The 14268-nt window shown below is 64.7% G+C and carries 15 protein-coding genes; 8 read left to right on the forward strand and 7 right to left on the reverse strand.

Going from position 1 to position 14268, the window contains the following annotated elements; translation table 11 throughout:
• The first annotated feature begins 290 nt into the window (after positions 1 to 290).
• The 3 genes from ACAW63_RS07785 to trpC are packed head-to-tail and all read left to right on the forward strand — an operon-like array spanning position 291 to position 2766.
• Entirely contained in the window at positions 291 to 887 is a 597-nt protein-coding gene (locus ACAW63_RS07785) for an aminodeoxychorismate/anthranilate synthase component II (RefSeq protein ID WP_081520759.1), read from the forward strand.
• On the forward strand, positions 884 to 1933 hold the full coding sequence (gene trpD, locus ACAW63_RS07790; protein ID WP_371232864.1) for an anthranilate phosphoribosyltransferase: 1050 nt from the start codon (positions 884 to 886) through the stop codon (positions 1931 to 1933). Before ACAW63_RS07785 ends, trpD begins: the two co-directional genes overlap by 4 nt.
• Complete coding sequence (gene trpC, locus ACAW63_RS07795) at positions 1930 to 2766, forward strand: indole-3-glycerol phosphate synthase TrpC (RefSeq protein WP_371232865.1); 837 nt, start codon at positions 1930 to 1932, stop codon at positions 2764 to 2766. Before trpD ends, trpC begins: the two co-directional genes overlap by 4 nt.
• Before the next feature lie 60 nt (positions 2767 to 2826).
• Here the strand turns inward: trpC and crp are convergent, their stop codons facing one another.
• On the reverse strand, positions 2827 to 3474 hold the full coding sequence (gene crp, locus ACAW63_RS07800; RefSeq protein WP_371232867.1) for a cAMP-activated global transcriptional regulator CRP: 648 nt from the start codon (positions 3472 to 3474) through the stop codon (positions 2827 to 2829).
• Between the two features lie 377 nt (positions 3475 to 3851).
• Between crp and ACAW63_RS07805 the strand changes: the two genes are divergently transcribed.
• Positions 3852 to 4274, forward strand: a complete 423-nt coding sequence (locus ACAW63_RS07805; protein WP_275609961.1) for an OsmC family protein — start codon at positions 3852 to 3854, stop codon at positions 4272 to 4274.
• 222 nt (positions 4275 to 4496) lie between these two features.
• On the forward strand, positions 4497 to 5291 hold the full coding sequence (gene speD / locus ACAW63_RS07810; protein ID WP_088420394.1) for an adenosylmethionine decarboxylase: 795 nt from the start codon (positions 4497 to 4499) through the stop codon (positions 5289 to 5291).
• Positions 5292 to 5467: 176 nt separating this feature from the next.
• Here speD and coq7 read toward each other — a convergent pair whose 3' ends face one another.
• Both coq7 and ACAW63_RS07820 read right to left on the reverse strand, forming a co-directional pair.
• Positions 5468 to 6115, reverse strand: coding sequence for a 2-polyprenyl-3-methyl-6-methoxy-1,4-benzoquinone monooxygenase (gene coq7 / locus ACAW63_RS07815; protein ID WP_275609962.1), 648 nt, complete (start codon positions 6113 to 6115; stop codon positions 5468 to 5470).
• Positions 6116 to 6211: 96 nt separating this feature from the next.
• Positions 6212 to 6550 carry a histidine triad nucleotide-binding protein gene (locus ACAW63_RS07820; protein WP_371232869.1) on the reverse strand — a complete coding sequence of 113 codons (339 nt, stop codon included), beginning with the start codon at positions 6548 to 6550 and terminating at the stop codon, positions 6212 to 6214.
• Between the two features lie 92 nt (positions 6551 to 6642).
• Here ACAW63_RS07820 and ACAW63_RS07825 point away from each other — a divergent pair, with 92 nt between their 5' ends.
• Positions 6643 to 8124, forward strand: coding sequence for an AAA family ATPase (locus tag ACAW63_RS07825; RefSeq protein ID WP_371232871.1), 1482 nt, complete (start codon positions 6643 to 6645; stop codon positions 8122 to 8124).
• A gap of 7 nt (positions 8125 to 8131) precedes the next feature.
• On the opposite strand, the gene ACAW63_RS07830 is transcribed toward ACAW63_RS07825, so the two are convergent.
• The 4 genes from ACAW63_RS07830 to hemJ form a co-directional block, all read right to left on the reverse strand.
• Positions 8132 to 8920 (reverse strand): SDR family NAD(P)-dependent oxidoreductase, encoded by a 789-nt coding sequence (locus ACAW63_RS07830; protein WP_371232873.1) that lies wholly within the window; start codon positions 8918 to 8920, stop codon positions 8132 to 8134.
• Positions 8921 to 8975: 55 nt separating this feature from the next.
• On the reverse strand, positions 8976 to 10070 hold the full coding sequence (locus ACAW63_RS07835) for a DUF805 domain-containing protein (RefSeq protein WP_371232875.1): 1095 nt from the start codon (positions 10068 to 10070) through the stop codon (positions 8976 to 8978).
• Between the two features lie 106 nt (positions 10071 to 10176).
• Entirely contained in the window at positions 10177 to 11145 is a 969-nt protein-coding gene (locus ACAW63_RS07840; protein ID WP_275609967.1) for a nitronate monooxygenase family protein, read from the reverse strand.
• A 23-nt stretch (positions 11146 to 11168) separates the two neighbouring features.
• Entirely contained in the window at positions 11169 to 11591 is a 423-nt protein-coding gene (hemJ, locus tag ACAW63_RS07845) for a protoporphyrinogen oxidase HemJ (protein ID WP_275611872.1), read from the reverse strand.
• Positions 11592 to 11750: 159 nt separating this feature from the next.
• Between hemJ and ACAW63_RS07850 the strand changes: the two genes are divergently transcribed.
• Both ACAW63_RS07850 and argC read left to right on the forward strand, forming a co-directional pair.
• Positions 11751 to 13124: a chloride channel protein gene (locus ACAW63_RS07850; protein WP_371232878.1), complete on the forward strand. Its 1374-nt coding sequence runs from the start codon at positions 11751 to 11753 to the stop codon at positions 13122 to 13124.
• Between the two features lie 83 nt (positions 13125 to 13207).
• Entirely contained in the window at positions 13208 to 14242 is a 1035-nt protein-coding gene (gene argC / locus ACAW63_RS07855; protein ID WP_371232879.1) for an N-acetyl-gamma-glutamyl-phosphate reductase, read from the forward strand.
• Positions 14243 to 14268 lie beyond the last annotated feature (26 nt).

A 14268-nucleotide genomic window follows, 5' to 3' on the forward strand; every position in this document is an offset into this window, starting at 1 on the left:
CGTGCGTATTGCGCTGGCGCCCGGCCTTGGGCTACTGTTCGGCCATTGCTAGGCGAGACCGCAACCGTGATCCACCGCAGCCGCATCATCACCTCCCTCCTCAAGGCATTCGCCCGTTGGCGCTGGCGCGCCTGATTCCTTCTTTCCCGGCATGACGCCGGTCTCTTCTTACGCGTCCATTCCCTCCATCCGCTGGCATAATCGCCAGATTCGCGCAGCCTGCGAGGCCGCAACGGGTGTCGACGATGGCGCGATCCGAAAGCAGTGCAATCATTGAGGTTCGAGCAGACATGCTGCTGATGATCGATAACTACGATTCCTTCACCTACAACCTGGTGCAGTATTTCGCCGAGTTGAAGGCCGACATCCACGTCATTCGCAATGACGAACTGAGCGTCGACGAGATCGCCGCGCTCAACCCCGAACGCATCGTCCTGTCCCCCGGCCCGTGCACGCCGAACGAGGCGGGCGTGTCCCTGGAAGTCATCGAGCGCTTCGCCGGCAAGCTGCCGCTGCTGGGCGTGTGCCTGGGCCACCAGTCCATCGGCCAGGCTTTCGGCGGAGACGTGGTGCGTGCCCGCCAGGTCATGCACGGCAAGGTCAGCCCGGTATTCCACAAGGACCAGGGCGTGTTCGCCGGCCTGAACAATCCGCTGACCCAGACCCGCTACCACTCGCTGGTGGTGAAGCGCGAGACGCTGCCCGACTGCCTGGAGATCACCGCCTGGACGGCGCTGGAAGATGGCTCGGTCGACGAGATCATGGGCCTGCGCCACAAGACGCTGAACGTCGAGGGCGTGCAGTTCCACCCTGAGTCGATCCTTTCCGAACAGGGCCATGAAATGCTGGCCAACTTCCTCAAGCAGACCGGTGGGGTGCGCGCATGAATATCAAGGAAGCCCTCAGCCGCGTGGTCAACCAGTTGGACCTGACCACCGAGGAAATGCAGGACGTCATGCGCGAGATCATGACCGGGCAGTGCACCGACGCGCAGATCGGCGCCTTCCTCATGGGCATGCGGATGAAGAGCGAAACCATCGACGAGATCGTCGGTGCCGTGGCGGTGATGCGCGAGCTGGCCGACCAGGTCGAGCTGGACAGTTTGAAACACGTGGTCGACGTGGTCGGCACCGGCGGTGACGGCGCGAACATCTTCAACGTGTCCTCGGCGGCGGCTTTCGTGGTTGCCGCAGCGGGCGGCAAGGTCGCCAAGCACGGAAACCGTGCGGTCTCCGGCAAGAGCGGCAGTGCCGACCTGCTGGAAGCGGCCGGCATCTACCTGGACCTGAAGCCCGTGCAGGTGAAACGCTGTATCGAGACCGTAGGCGTCGGCTTCATGTTCGCCCAGGTCCACCACAAGGCCATGAAGCACGCTGCCGGCCCGCGCCGCGAGCTGGGCCTGCGCACCCTGTTCAACATGCTCGGCCCGCTGACCAACCCGGCGGGCGTGAAGCACCAGGTGGTCGGCGTGTTCAGCCAGGCGCTGTGCCGCCCGCTGGCCGAGGTGCTCAAGCGCCTGGGCAGCGAACATATCCTGGTGGTGCATTCCCGCGATGGCCTGGATGAGTTCAGCCTCGCCGCGCCGACCCACGTCGCTGAACTGAAGGACGGCGTGGTCACCGAATACGAGGTGCAGCCCGAAGACTTCGGCATCAAGAGCCAGAGTCTGATCGGCCTGACCGTGGACAGCCCGCAGCAGTCGCTGGAGCTGATCCGTGATGCCCTTGGCCGCCGCAAGACCGAAGCGGGGCAGAAGGCCGCCGAACTGATCGTGCTCAACGCCGGCGCCGCACTCTACGCAGCCGACCTGGCCACCAGCCTGCACGAAGGCATGCAATTGGCTCACGACGCCCTGCACACCGGGCTGGCGCGGGAGAAAATGGAAGAGCTGGCGGCCTTCACCGCCGTTTACCGAGAGGAGAACGCACAGTGAGTGTGCCGACGGTTCTGCAGAAGATCCTGGCCCGCAAGGCCGAAGAAGTCGCCGAACGCCGCACCCGCGTCGGCATCGCCGAGCTGGAGCAGCTGGCGCGAGCCGCCGACGCACCGCGCGGTTTCGCCAACGCCCTGCTGGAGCGTGCCAAGCGCCGCGAGCCGGCGGTGATTGCCGAGGTGAAGAAGGCTTCGCCGAGCAAGGGCATCCTGCGCGAGAACTTCGATCCGGCCGATATCGCCCGCAGCTACGAGGAGGGCGGCGCCGCCTGCCTCTCCGTGCTGACCGATGTCGACTTCTTCCTCGGCAGCGATGCCTACCTCAAGGAAGCCCGTGCCGCCTGCAGGCTGCCGGTGATCCGCAAGGACTTCATGATCGATCCGTACCAGGTGGTGGAAGCCCGCGCCATCGGCGCCGACTGCATCCTGCTGATCGTCTCGGCGCTGGATGACGTGCGCATGGCCGAGCTGGCCGCGGTGGCCAAAGGCGTTGGCCTCGACGTGCTGGTGGAAGTGCACGACGCCCCGGAACTGGAGCGTGCGCTGAAAACCCTGGACACCCCGCTGGTCGGCATCAATAACCGCAACCTGCATACCTTCGAGGTCAGCCTGGAAACCACGCTGGACCTGCTGCCGGAAATCCCGCGCGATCGTATGGTGATCACCGAAAGTGGCATCCTCAACCGCGCCGACGTCGAACTGATGGAAGTCAGCGACGTGTTCGGCTTCCTGGTCGGCGAGGCCTTCATGCGTGCCGAGGAGCCGGGTACCGAGCTCAAGCGCCTGTTCTTCCCCGAACACAGCAAGGTCAAGCTGGGCTCCGATCCGGATTGATCGTTCCTGCGAACAACAAAAAAGCCGGCGATTGCCGGCTTTTCTGTTTCTGGAGTGTCTTCAGCGGGTGCCGAAGACCACCATGGTCTTGCCCTTCACGTGCACCAGACCCTGTTCTTCCAGGCTTTTCAGCACGCGGCCGACCATTTCGCGGGAGCAGCCGACGATGCGGCCGATTTCCTGGCGGGTGATCTTGATCTGCATGCCGTCCGGGTGGGTCATGGCGTCCGGCTGCTGGCACAGGTCCAGCAGGGTGCGGGCGACACGGCCGGTCACGTCGAGGAAGGCCAGGTCGCCAACCTTGCGGGTGGTCTTGCGCAGGCGATCTGCCATCTGGCTGCCGAGGGTGAAGAGAATCTCCGGGTCCTGCTGGCTCAGTTCGCGGAACTTGGCGTAGCTGATCTCGGCGACTTCGCATTCGGTCTTGGCGCGGACCCAGGCGCTGCGCTCCTGGTTGCTGCTGCCTTCCTTCTCGAAGAGCCCCATCTCTCCGAAGAAGTCGCCGGTATTGAGATAGCCGATGATCATCTCGCGGCCATCATCGTCCTCGATCAGTACGGTCACCGAGCCCTTGATGATGAAGAACAGGCTCTCGCAGCGGTCGCCGGCGTAGATGATGGTGCTCTTGGCGGTGAAGCGGCGGCGGTGGCAGTGCGCGAGCAACTTGTCGAGGTTCTTGATTTTGGGTGTGAGGGTAATAGCTACCATGCCCGAGTCCCGGAAAGTAAAAGAGTGGCCTTTGCACAACAGGCGTCTAATGATTTTTTATTCAGTATGAGTGGCGCCGCATGTCCCTGGCTGGATCCCCCTCGATCCCCAGGGCGGCAAGATTGCCCCTTGGCGCAATGACTTGCCTGTAGGTAATTGGGCAAGAGATTAACAGACGACGTGTTACCAACAATGAGAAAACCGGAACATTCGTCGGGGCAATTTCCGAGAGTGTGCCAGTAAAATGGCGCCAGCTTAAGCAATAAATGACAGTGATCCTCGCTGAATTGCGACACAGCTAACAGCCGGCGGCTCCCCTGGGCGGTCGAGAGGGCTGTGATAAGCTGGCGCCCCTTTTTCCGGCGGAGTTCTTCTCAATGAAAGCGCGAATCCAGTGGGCTGGCGAAGCCATGTTTCTCGGTGAGTCCGGCAGCGGCCACGTGGTGGTGATGGATGGTCCGCCGGATGCCGGTGGCCGCAACCTGGGCGTGCGCCCGATGGAGATGCTGCTGCTGGGCCTGGGTGGCTGCACCAACTTCGACGTGGTGAGCATCCTGAAGAAGGGTCGCCAGCCGGTGGAAAGCTGCGAAGCCTTCCTCGAAGCTGAGCGTGCCACCGAAGACCCCAAGGTGTTTACCAAGATTCACGTGCACTTCGTCGTCAAGGGCCGTGGTCTGAAGGAAGCGCAGGTCAAGCGCGCGGTCGAGCTGTCGGCCGAGAAGTACTGCTCCGCCTCGATCATGCTGGGCCGCGCCGGCGTCGAGATCACCCACGACTACGAGATCGTCGAGCTGGGCTGACAGCCAGGTTCATCCTTTCATCATCAAGGGTGCGCAAACTGTGGCAGAGGTCGCCTGACCTCTGCATAATGCGCCACCTTTTTTCAGGGCCCTGCGGCTCGAAACCAAGCAACCACAATCGCCATCGCGAAGAGGTGTAAACCGTCCTACGCAGGTGCGCCGTACGCATCTGACGGGCATGCTCAACCACGCGGCAGAGCCGCATTGAAGAGAGTTCCCACGGTGAAAAGCAAACTCAAGCTCCACGGGTTCAACAACCTGACGAAGACCTTGAGCTTCAACATCTATGACATCTGCTATGCCGAGACGCCTGAAGACCAGCAGGCCTACGTGCAGTACATCGACGAAGAGTACGATGCCGAGCGTCTCACGCAGATCCTCACCGATGTTGTCGACATCATTGGCGCAAACATCCTGAACATCGCCCGTCAGGACTACGACCCGCAAGGCGCCAGCGTGACCATCCTGATCTCCGAGCAGCCGGTCACCCCGACCGACAGCCAGATCGAGGAATCCCCGGGGCCACTACCGGAAACCATCCTGGCGCACCTCGACAAGAGCCATATCACCGTGCACACCTATCCGGAGATCCATCCGGTGGAAGGCATCGCGACTTTCCGGGTGGACATCGATGTGTCGACCTGCGGCGTCATCTCGCCGCTCAAGGCGCTCAACTACCTGATCCACCAGTTCGATTCGGACATCGTCACCGTGGATTACCGCGTGCGCGGCTTCACCCGCGATGTGGAAGGCAAGAAGCACTTCATCGACCACGAGATCAACTCGATCCAGAACTATCTCTCCGACGACACGTACGAGGCCTATCAAATGACCGACGTGAACGTGTACCAGGAGAACATGTTCCACACCAAGATGTTGCTCAAGGAGTTCGACCTGGACAATTACCTGTTCGGCGATGCGACCAGCAACCTGTCGCCCGAGCAGCGCAAGCAGGTGGAAGAGCGTGTGCGTCACGAGATGCTGGAAATATTCTACGCGCGCAACATGCCGCGCTGATCGAGCTACTGCGCTGGGAGATACGGCGTTGAAAAGCCGGGCCGAAATGCTCATTTGCTGCAGCAAACTCCGCTTTCATCCCGACTTTTCGCCTTGTCTCTCCTGCGCTCGTAACGCTCGATAGTAGAAACGAAAAAGGGGCACCCACCGGGTGCCCCTTTTTGTTTCCGGCCAGCTCAGATCCGGTAGGTGGACTTGGTCATCACCTTCGACAGCAGGGTCATGCCGAACTTCACTGGCGCAGGGAAGCGCAGGCCGCCGGCCTCGATGGCGCTGGTGGCGTGGTGCTGCTCGTCGGTGCGCATCTGTTCGAGGATGGCGCGGGACTTCTGGTCCTCGGCGGGAAGCTCCGTCAGGTGCTCGTCGAGGTGCTTGCACACCTGATCCTCGGTGGCGGCGACGAAACCGAGGCTGACGCGGTCGCTGATCAGACCGGCGGCTGCGCCGACGCCGAAGGACAGGCCATAGAACAGCGGATTCAGCAGGCTCGGTCGGCTGCCCAGTTCGCGGATGCGCTGTTCGCACCAGGCCAGGTGGTCGACTTCCTCGTCGGCGGCGACCTCCATGGCTTTGCGTACGTGCGGCAGCTTGGCGGTCAGCGCCTGGCCCTGGTAGAGCGCCTGGGCGCAGACTTCACCGGTGTGGTTGATGCGCATCAGACCGGCGACATGGCGGGCATCGGTTTCGCTGAGCTCGGCGTCGGGCTGGACGATGGCCGGCGACGGGCGCCCCGGGTGGCCGCTGAACGGCAGCAGGGTGCGCAAGGCGGCATCGGCCTGCAGCAGGAAGCGGTCGGCGGGGGAGTAGTGACGGTCGGCGGACATGGCGCACCTCCGGAAAGAACATTCGCCCGGCAGTTTACCGGATGGCGGATGACAGGTCTTGCCGTGGTGCGCGCAAAGAGTCCCCCTGGTTGCCTGTCAGCCCGGCGGCCAGTGCATCTGGCGCTGGCCGAGCACGTGCATGTGGATGTGGTGCACGGTCTGCCCGCCCAGGTCGTTGCAGTTCATCACCACGCGGAAGCCTTCGTCGCAGCCCAGTTCCTTCGCCAGGTGCTGGGCAGTGAAGAGGATATGCCCGGCCAGCGGCTTGTCCGCTTCCTGCAGGTCGTGGAGGGTGGCGATGTGCTTCTTCGGCACCACCAGGAAGTGCACCGGCGCCTGTGGGCCGATGTCGTGGAAGGCGATCACCTGGTCATCTTCATAGAGCTTGCGCGCGGGAATTTCCCCGGCGACGATCTTGCAGAACAAACAGTCCACGGACGTTCCTCCGATCTGGTTGGCTGGAACAGGAGTTTAGCGGCCGTGACCCGCACCGCCCAGATTCGCGGCGGTATTCGCAAGGAGCCCGCGTGCAGAACGATATCCATGACCTGGGCCTGGTGCTCGATTCCAGGGTCAAGCTGATCGTGATCGAGTCCTGGGACGAGCCCCGGGTCCTGGAAACCCTGACCGGCCTTGCCGTGCGCCGTGGGCTCGACCTGCGGCTGTGGTCGGCGACCGAGGGCTTGCAGCGCCTGGGCTTCGGCGGCGAGCCGCAGGGCGCGGGCGACAGCCGCGAGGCGGAAGCCGCGCTGCAACTGATCAAGGCCGACCCGCAGCCGACGCTTTATGTGCTTTGCGACCTGCATCCCTACCTCGATGACAATCCCCGCGCGGTTCGCCTGCTCAAGGAAATCGCCATGGCCGAGGGCACGTTCAAGCCCACGGTGATCCTGGTCTCCCATGCGCTGAAGCTGCCGGCGGAGGTCCAGCGTTTCGCCGCGCGCTTCGCCCTGTCGCTGCCTTCGGAGGACGAGCTGGTCGGCATCGTCCGCGAGGAGGCCACGCGCTGGAGCGAGCGCAACAGCGGGGCGCGCGTGCGCACGGACAACCGCACCCTGCGCCAGGTGGTGAAGAACCTGCGTGGCCTGACCCACGGCGAGGCCCGCTCGCTGGCCCGTGGGGTGATCTGCAATGACGGTGCGATCACCCAGGAAGACCTGCCGGAACTCAACCGCACCAAGTTCGAGCTGCTCAACCTCGACGGTGTGCTCAGCTTCGAGCACGACACCGCGCGCTTCGCCGAAGTTGGCGGGCTGGCGAACCTCAAGCGTTGGCTCGGCGAACGTCAGAGCGCCTTCACCGAGGGCAAGGAGAAGGACCTGCCCAAGGGTGTCCTGCTGGTCGGCGTGCAGGGTGGCGGCAAGAGCCTCGCGGCCAAGGCCGTCGCCGGACTCTGGGGCTTGCCGCTGCTGCGGTTGGACTTCGGCAGCCTGTACAACAAGTACTTCGGCGAGACCGAGCGTAACCTGCGCGAGGCGCTGCGCCTGGCCGACAGCATGGCGCCCTGCGTGCTCTGGGCGGACGAGATCGAGAAGGGCGTGGCCACCGGCGACCAGGACAATGGCGTCAGCCAGCGCGTTCTCGGCACCCTGCTGACCTGGATGGCCGAGCGCAAGGCGCCGGTGTTCATGGTCGCCACTGCCAATGCCATCGACCGTCTGCCACCGGAACTGGTGCGCAAGGGGCGCTTCGATGAACTGTTTTTCGTCGACCTGCCGGAGCCTGAGGTGCGTATGGAGATCTTCCGTATCCACCTGACGCGCCGCGAGCTGGACGTGGCGCAGTTCGAGCTGGGCGCGCTGGCCGATGCCGCGGAGGGATTTTCCGGCGCGGAGATCGAGCAGGCCGTGGTCGGCACCTTCTATGCCGCGCAGGCGCGGCAGAAATCGGTGGATCAAGCGTTGCTGCTGGAGGAGATCCGGCGGACCGCACCGCTGTCGGTGGTGATGGCCGAGGAGCTGGCCCAACTGCGGGAGTGGGCCGACGGCCGCACGGTGCGGGCCGACTGAATACGGCTCAACTGGCCAGCGCCATGCGGTTGAGACGACCGGCCAGCTTGCGCAGCGCCCAGCGTGGCAGCAGGCGTACGGCGAAGGCCATCAGGCGGTTGCGCCAGCCAGGGATGATGATCGCCGGCGCCCGGCGCAGCGCCCTGACGGTGCGGAAGGCGACCTCTTCGGGCGACATCATCAGCTTGCCGCCATCGAAGCGGGAGGTCTGCAGCTCCGCATGGCGGAAGAAGGCGGTGCGGGTCGGTCCGGGGCACAGTACGGAAACCTTGATGCCGCGTCCGCGCAGCTCCTCGCGCAGCCCTTCGGAGAAGTGCAGCACGAAGGCCTTGCTGGCGTAGTAGCTGCTCATCCACGGGCCGGGCAGCAGGCCGACCACCGACGCAACATTGAGAATCTGCCCGCCGCCATCTCGCTCCATCATCGCGCCGATGCCATGGCACAGGCGCGCCAGCGCCAGCACGTTGAGCTCCAGCAGTTCCTGCTCGCTGGACCAGTCATGGTCGAGGAAGGCGCCCGAGGTGCCGATGCCGGCGTTGTTCACCAGCAGCTCGATCTGCCGCCCGCTTTGCTCCAGCTCGTGGAGCAGACCGGAAATCTGCAGCGGCTCGGAGAGATCGCAGACGCGGAACAGCACCTCGACGCCGAAGCGCTGCGACAGCTCGCAGGCGATGCTGTCCAGCGCATCGCGCTGGCGGGCCACCAGGATCAGCGCCTGGCCGCGCCGCGCGAGGGCTTCGGCCAGCGCCAGGCCGATGCCGCTGGAGGCGCCGGTAATGAGGGCAAAACGAGGCATTCAAAGGTCTCTGTGGCGGGGTGGCGTTCGACCACGCCCGCCGCGGGTTGTTGCATTACTGGTCGGTGCTGCCGGCGTCGTCGGAGTCGGCGCCTTCGGTGTCGCCGCTGTTGAACTCCTCAGACGGTTCGGCCGATGCGGCGGCATCCGGCTCGCCCTGTTGGTACTGGGCTGCGTTGGCGCGCTCGACGTACTGCTCGTAACTGGGAATCGCGATGGCGGCAAGGATACCGACTACCACCGGAACGATCACCATGCTCCAGGCCAGCGCCACTACGCCACGGCTGTTGGGCGGCGGCGGCGGGCCGTAGCGGTTGGCGCCGTCGTTGCCGGGGATCAGCATCATCAGCAGGGGGAACACGCTGCCCACCACCGGGACGATGTTGAGCAGCATCAGCCATCCCGACCAGCCGATATCGTGCAGGCGCTGGATGCCCATCATGACGCCGACGATCGCATAGGCGATGAACACCACCGCCGCCAGCAGCATGCCCAGCGTCTGGGAGATCGCGAAGGCGCCGGCCACCAGCAGGAAGATCGGGATGGCAACCAGGAACAGCGCCATGCTCCAACCCAGGTAGCGCACCCGGCCGATACGGCCTTCGCTGGTGAAGGGCTGGAGTTCGCCGAATTCCGGCAACTCGTCACCCACTTGGGCCTGTGGCGGCGCATAGGGGGAGGCGGTCGATGTCGCTGCGCCAGGCGTCGCCAGGCTGGCGTTCATCTCGGCCTGACGGGCGAGATAGCGCTCGATGATGATGCCGCAGGCGCTGCAGTCGCTGGCCTTGAGCTGTACATGCCCGCACTTGGGGCAGGTCATCTGGTCGTCGCGCAGCGTTTGGGCGGGGGCGCGGCTGGCGAGCGTGGCTTCGCTGGGATGGTCGTCGGTCTCGACCAGGCTCAAGCCGCCCGCTTGTTCCTCGGCTTCCTTGCGGGCGTTGGCGCCCGCGCCATGCAGGGCGCGGAGGTATTTGTCGGCTTCGTCGTCGGAGAGGTCGCGCTTGAGCACTACCGGCTTGCCGCTGAACAGCGCTTCGATCTTCGACGTGTCGCTCTTGAACAGGCGAGCGAGATTTTCCTTGGCGGTTTCCAGCGGTGTCTGCGGCATCAGCGTGCCGTCGAACACGATCTTGAAGCGGGCTTGGTCCATTGGGGCATCCTTGTCAGCGGGCTGTGGTGAGATCGATACAGCGTAATCGTGCCTTCTGGGGCCAACAAGCGGCCCCGCTACACATATCGGCAAGTGGTGGCGCTGGTCAGACCAGCAGTTGGCCGGGCAGCGTCGTGCTGCGGCTCAAGGCCTGGCGGTACTCGTTGTCGAGCCGGGCGATGAGTTCCTCCACCGACGGCAGGTCATGGATGTTGCCCACCCCCTGGCCGGCCGACCAGACGGTCTTCCAGGCCTTGGCCTCGTCGCTCACCGGCTTGAGCTTCTCGCCATAGTTGATGTCGGCCTTGTCGGTCAGGCGTTTCATGTCGAAGCCGGCGGCCTCCAGGCTCTGGCGCATGAAGCTGGCCGGTACGCCGGATACCGCTGGCGTATGGATGATGTCGGCGGCGCGGGCTTCGAGGAGCATCCGCTTGTAGTCGGTGGAGGCGTTGCTCTCGCGGGTGGCGATGAAGCGGGTGCCCAGATAGGCGAGGTCGGCGCCAAGCACCTGTGCGGCGAGAATCTCGTGGCCATGGTTGATGCAGCCGGCCAGCAGCAGGGTCTTGTCGAAGAACTGGCGGATCTCCGCGATCAGCGCGAAGGGGCTCCAGGTGCCGGCATGGCCGCCGGCGCCGGCGGCGACCGCGATCAGGCCATCGACTCCGGCCTCCGCGGCCTTTTCGGCGTGGCGGCGGGTGGTGACGTCATGGAAGACCAGTCCGCCATAGCTGTGCACGGCGTCCACCACCTCGCGCACCGCGCCCAGGCTGGTGATGACGATGGGGACGCGATGCTCCACACACAGCGCCAGGTCTGCCTGCAGACGCGGGTTGCTGTGGTGGACGATGAGGTTCACTGCGTAGGGCGCGGCCTTGGGATCGGCGGCCAGGCCCGCCTCGATTTCCTCCAGCCAGGCCTTGAAACCGCTGCTTTCGCGCTGATTCAGCGCCGGGAAACTGCCGACGATGCCGCCCTTGCAGCAGGCCAGAACCAGTTGCGGGGTGGACACCAGAAACATCGGCGCCGCCACCAGGGGCACGCGCAGACGGCGGTCGAGCAGGGCAGGCAGGGACATGACGGTTTCCTCGGTCGAGAGGGTCAGAAGGGTTTGATCACCACCAGGATGACGATGGCGAGCAGGAACAGTACCGGTACCTCGTTGAACCAACGGTAGAACACATGGCTGCGGCCATTCTCGCCGCGGGCAAAGCGTTTGAGCATGGCACCGCAGGCGTGGTGGTAGCCGATCAGCAGGACCACCAGGGTGAGCTTGGCATGCAGCCAGCCCTGGCTCAGCCAGGCGGGGTTGAGGTAGAGCATCCAGGCACCGAGGAGGATGGTGAGGATCATCGAGGGACCCATGATGCCGCGGTACAGCTTGCGTTCCATCACGCAGAAGCGCTCCCGGCTGGCGGCATCCTCGCTCATGGCGTGGTAGACGAACAGGCGCGGCAGGTAGAACAGGCCGGCGAACCAGCAGACCACGGCAATGATGTGAAAGGCTTTGAGCCATAGGTACAGCATCTGTACTTCCTCGAATCGGTGATGAGCCGATAGTAGTGGCGCGTTGCAATGGCGTCATCCCTGGTTCTATTACACTAGGGACGTCATCGACCTTTCCATGCGTGGCGCGTTGCCGCGTATGCCGCTCGGCATCCGGCAGATGCCCGGCTCGTGCCCATGTCCGATTCCACGCCACCCGAGAGCGCCTCCGAGTCGATTGCCCAGGCTTTGCCGCAGCAGGCGCTGAAGCGCTCATGGCTGCGGCATCCTTTGCTGCGACGCTGGCGACGGACCCTGGCTTTCTGGGTGGGGGCTTTGCTGGTGGGGCTGGTGGCGCTGGTCTTCGCGCATCTGGCGGACCTTGCCAGCGCGACGTTTCGCGGGGTGGTCGCGCACAGCCAGTGGTGGCCGTGGCTGATCTGTCCGCTGGGCTTCGCCGGATTGGTCTGGCTGACCCAGGGCGCGCTGAAAAATACCCGTGGCAGCGGCATCCCACAGGTCATCGTGGCCCTGGAGCAGCGCAGCAGCCGGACCCGCAATGCCCTGCTGTCGCTGCCGATCGCAGTGGGCAAACTCTTCCTCACTCTGCTGGCGCTGCTGGTGGGCGCCTCGGCCGGGCGCGAGGGACCGACGGTACATATTGGCGCCGCGCTGATGTATTCCCTCGGCAGACGGCTCGGTCTCTACGGCAAGCGTACGGTTTCCGGGCTGATCATCGCCGGTGGCGCGGCAGGCATCGCGGCGGCCTTCAATACGCCGCTGGGCGGGGTGGTATTTGCCATCGAGGAGATGGGCCGCAGTTTCGAGCAGCGTTTCAGTGGTCTGGTGCTCACTGCGGTCCTGCTTGGCGGTATGGTTACGCTCGGCCTGATGGGCAGCTACAGCTATTTTGGCCGGCTCTCCGAGAGTATGCCGTTGGGGCGCGCCTGGATTGCGGTGGTGGCCTGTGGTGTTCTCGGCGGGCTGTTCGGCGGTCTCTACTGTCGCCTGATCCTGCCCACTCAGCGAGGCCCCCTGAGCTTCATCAGCCGCTGGCGTGGGCGTTGGCCGATCCGTTTCGCCTTCGCCTGCGGTCTGCTGCTGGCGCTGCTGGGCCTGCTGTCGGGGCAGCACGTGTTCGGCACCGGCTATGCCGAGACCCGCTCCATTCTGGAAGGCCAGCCGGTGGTGGGGCATGACTTTCTGCTATGGAAGTTCATTGCCAACGTCGTCTCCTTCATCGCGGGGATTCCCGGCGGCCTGTTCTCGCCTTCGCTCACCGTCGGGGCCAGCCTTGCCCCCTGGCTCACGCCGTTGATTCCCGGCGCGAGTCTGCCGGCGGTCGGGTTGCTGGGAATGTCCGCCTACCTTGCTGGTGTGACACGCACGCCCCTGACCGCCACTGTCATCACGGTGGAAATGTCCCACAGCCCGGACATGCTGATTCCCATCCTCGCTGCGACCCTCCTGGCCAGCGGCATATCCGGCCGTCTGACTCCGCTGCCCATCTACCACGCGCTCGCCCGTCAGATGCAGGAAACCCAGGCCCCGACCAAAGGGTCTGCCTCCTAGGCACATTCACTCTGTTCAGCGGGGGCAGCGGCTCATATCATGACTGCCCCTGAGTTTGGCCCCATAGGTGGAGTGACAGGTAGATGATCAAGGTCGGTATCGTAGGTGGTACGGGTTATACGGGCGTGGAACTGCTGCGCCTGCTGGCACAGCATCCCCAGGCGCACGTCGAGGTGATTACCTCGCGTTCCGAGGAGGGCGTGAAAGTCGCCGACATGTACCCGAACCTGCGAGGCCACTATGACGGCCTGGCGTTCAGCGTGCCGGACGTGAAGCGTCTGGGCGAATGCGACGTGGTGTTTTTCGCCACTCCCCACGGCGTCGCCCACGCCCTGGCCGGCGAGCTGCTGGCCACCGGTACCCGGGTGATCGACCTGTCCGCGGACTTCCGCCTGCAGGACGCCGAAGAGTGGGCCAAGTGGTACGGCCAGCCTCATGGCGCGCCTCAACTGCTGCCCGAAGCCGTCTACGGCCTGCCGGAAGTGAATCGCGAGGCCATCAAGTCAGCGCGCCTGATCGCCGTGCCCGGCTGCTATCCGACCGCCACCCAGCTCGGTTTCATCCCGCTGCTGGAAAACGGCCTGGCCGATGCCAGCCAGCTGATCGCCGACTGCAAGTCCGGCGTCAGTGGCGCCGGCCGTGGCGCCAAGGTCGGCTCGCTGTTCTGCGAGGCCGGCGAGAGCATGATGGCCTACTCGGTCAAGGGCCACCGTCACCTGCCGGAGATCAGCCAGGGCCTGCGTCGTGCAGCGAAAGGCGATGTCGGCCTGACCTTCGTACCGCACCTGACCCCGATGATCCGCGGTATCCACGCGACCCTGTATGCCCGCGTCGCCGACCGTGGCGTGGACCTGCAGAAGCTCTATGAAGAGCGCTACGCCAACGAGCCGTTCGTCGACGTGATGCCGGCCGGCAGCCATCCGGAAACCCGCAGCGTGCGCGGCGCCAACGTCTGCCGCATCGCGGTGCACCGTCCGCAGGGCGGCGACCTGGTAGTGATCCTGTCGGTCATCGACAACCTGGTGAAGGGCGCGTCCGGCCAGGCGATCCAGAACATGAACATCCTGTTCGGCCTGGACGAGCACCTGGGCCTGTCCAACGTCGCGCTGCTGCCGTAAGGACGGTTTGACCTGGGGAGCGGTCG

It is taken from the genome of Pseudomonas sp. QE6 (assembly GCF_041379005.1).
Classification (GTDB): Bacteria; Pseudomonadota; Gammaproteobacteria; order Pseudomonadales; family Pseudomonadaceae; genus Pseudomonas.

Bases quoted from the DNA above. Each gene is read 5' to 3' on its own strand.
- ACAW63_RS07785 (WP_081520759.1), top strand. From the start codon at position 291: ATGCTGCTGATGATCGATAACTACGATTCCTTCACCTACAACCTGGTG.
- trpD (WP_371232864.1), top strand. From the start codon at position 884: ATGAATATCAAGGAAGCCCTCAGCCGCGTGGTCAACCAGTTGGACCTG.
- crp (WP_371232867.1), bottom strand. From the start codon at position 3,474: ATGGTAGCTATTACCCTCACACCCAAAATCAAGAACCTCGACAAGTTG.
- ACAW63_RS07805 (WP_275609961.1), top strand. From the start codon at position 3,852: ATGAAAGCGCGAATCCAGTGGGCTGGCGAAGCCATGTTTCTCGGTGAG.
- coq7 (WP_275609962.1), bottom strand. From the start codon at position 6,115: ATGTCCGCCGACCGTCACTACTCCCCCGCCGACCGCTTCCTGCTGCAG.
- ACAW63_RS07830 (WP_371232873.1), bottom strand. From the start codon at position 8,920: ATGCCTCGTTTTGCCCTCATTACCGGCGCCTCCAGCGGCATCGGCCTG.
- ACAW63_RS07835 (WP_371232875.1), bottom strand. From the start codon at position 10,070: ATGGACCAAGCCCGCTTCAAGATCGTGTTCGACGGCACGCTGATGCCG.
- ACAW63_RS07840 (WP_275609967.1), bottom strand. From the start codon at position 11,145: ATGTCCCTGCCTGCCCTGCTCGACCGCCGTCTGCGCGTGCCCCTGGTG.
- ACAW63_RS07850 (WP_371232878.1), top strand. From the start codon at position 11,751: ATGTCCGATTCCACGCCACCCGAGAGCGCCTCCGAGTCGATTGCCCAG.
- argC (WP_371232879.1), top strand. From the start codon at position 13,208: ATGATCAAGGTCGGTATCGTAGGTGGTACGGGTTATACGGGCGTGGAA.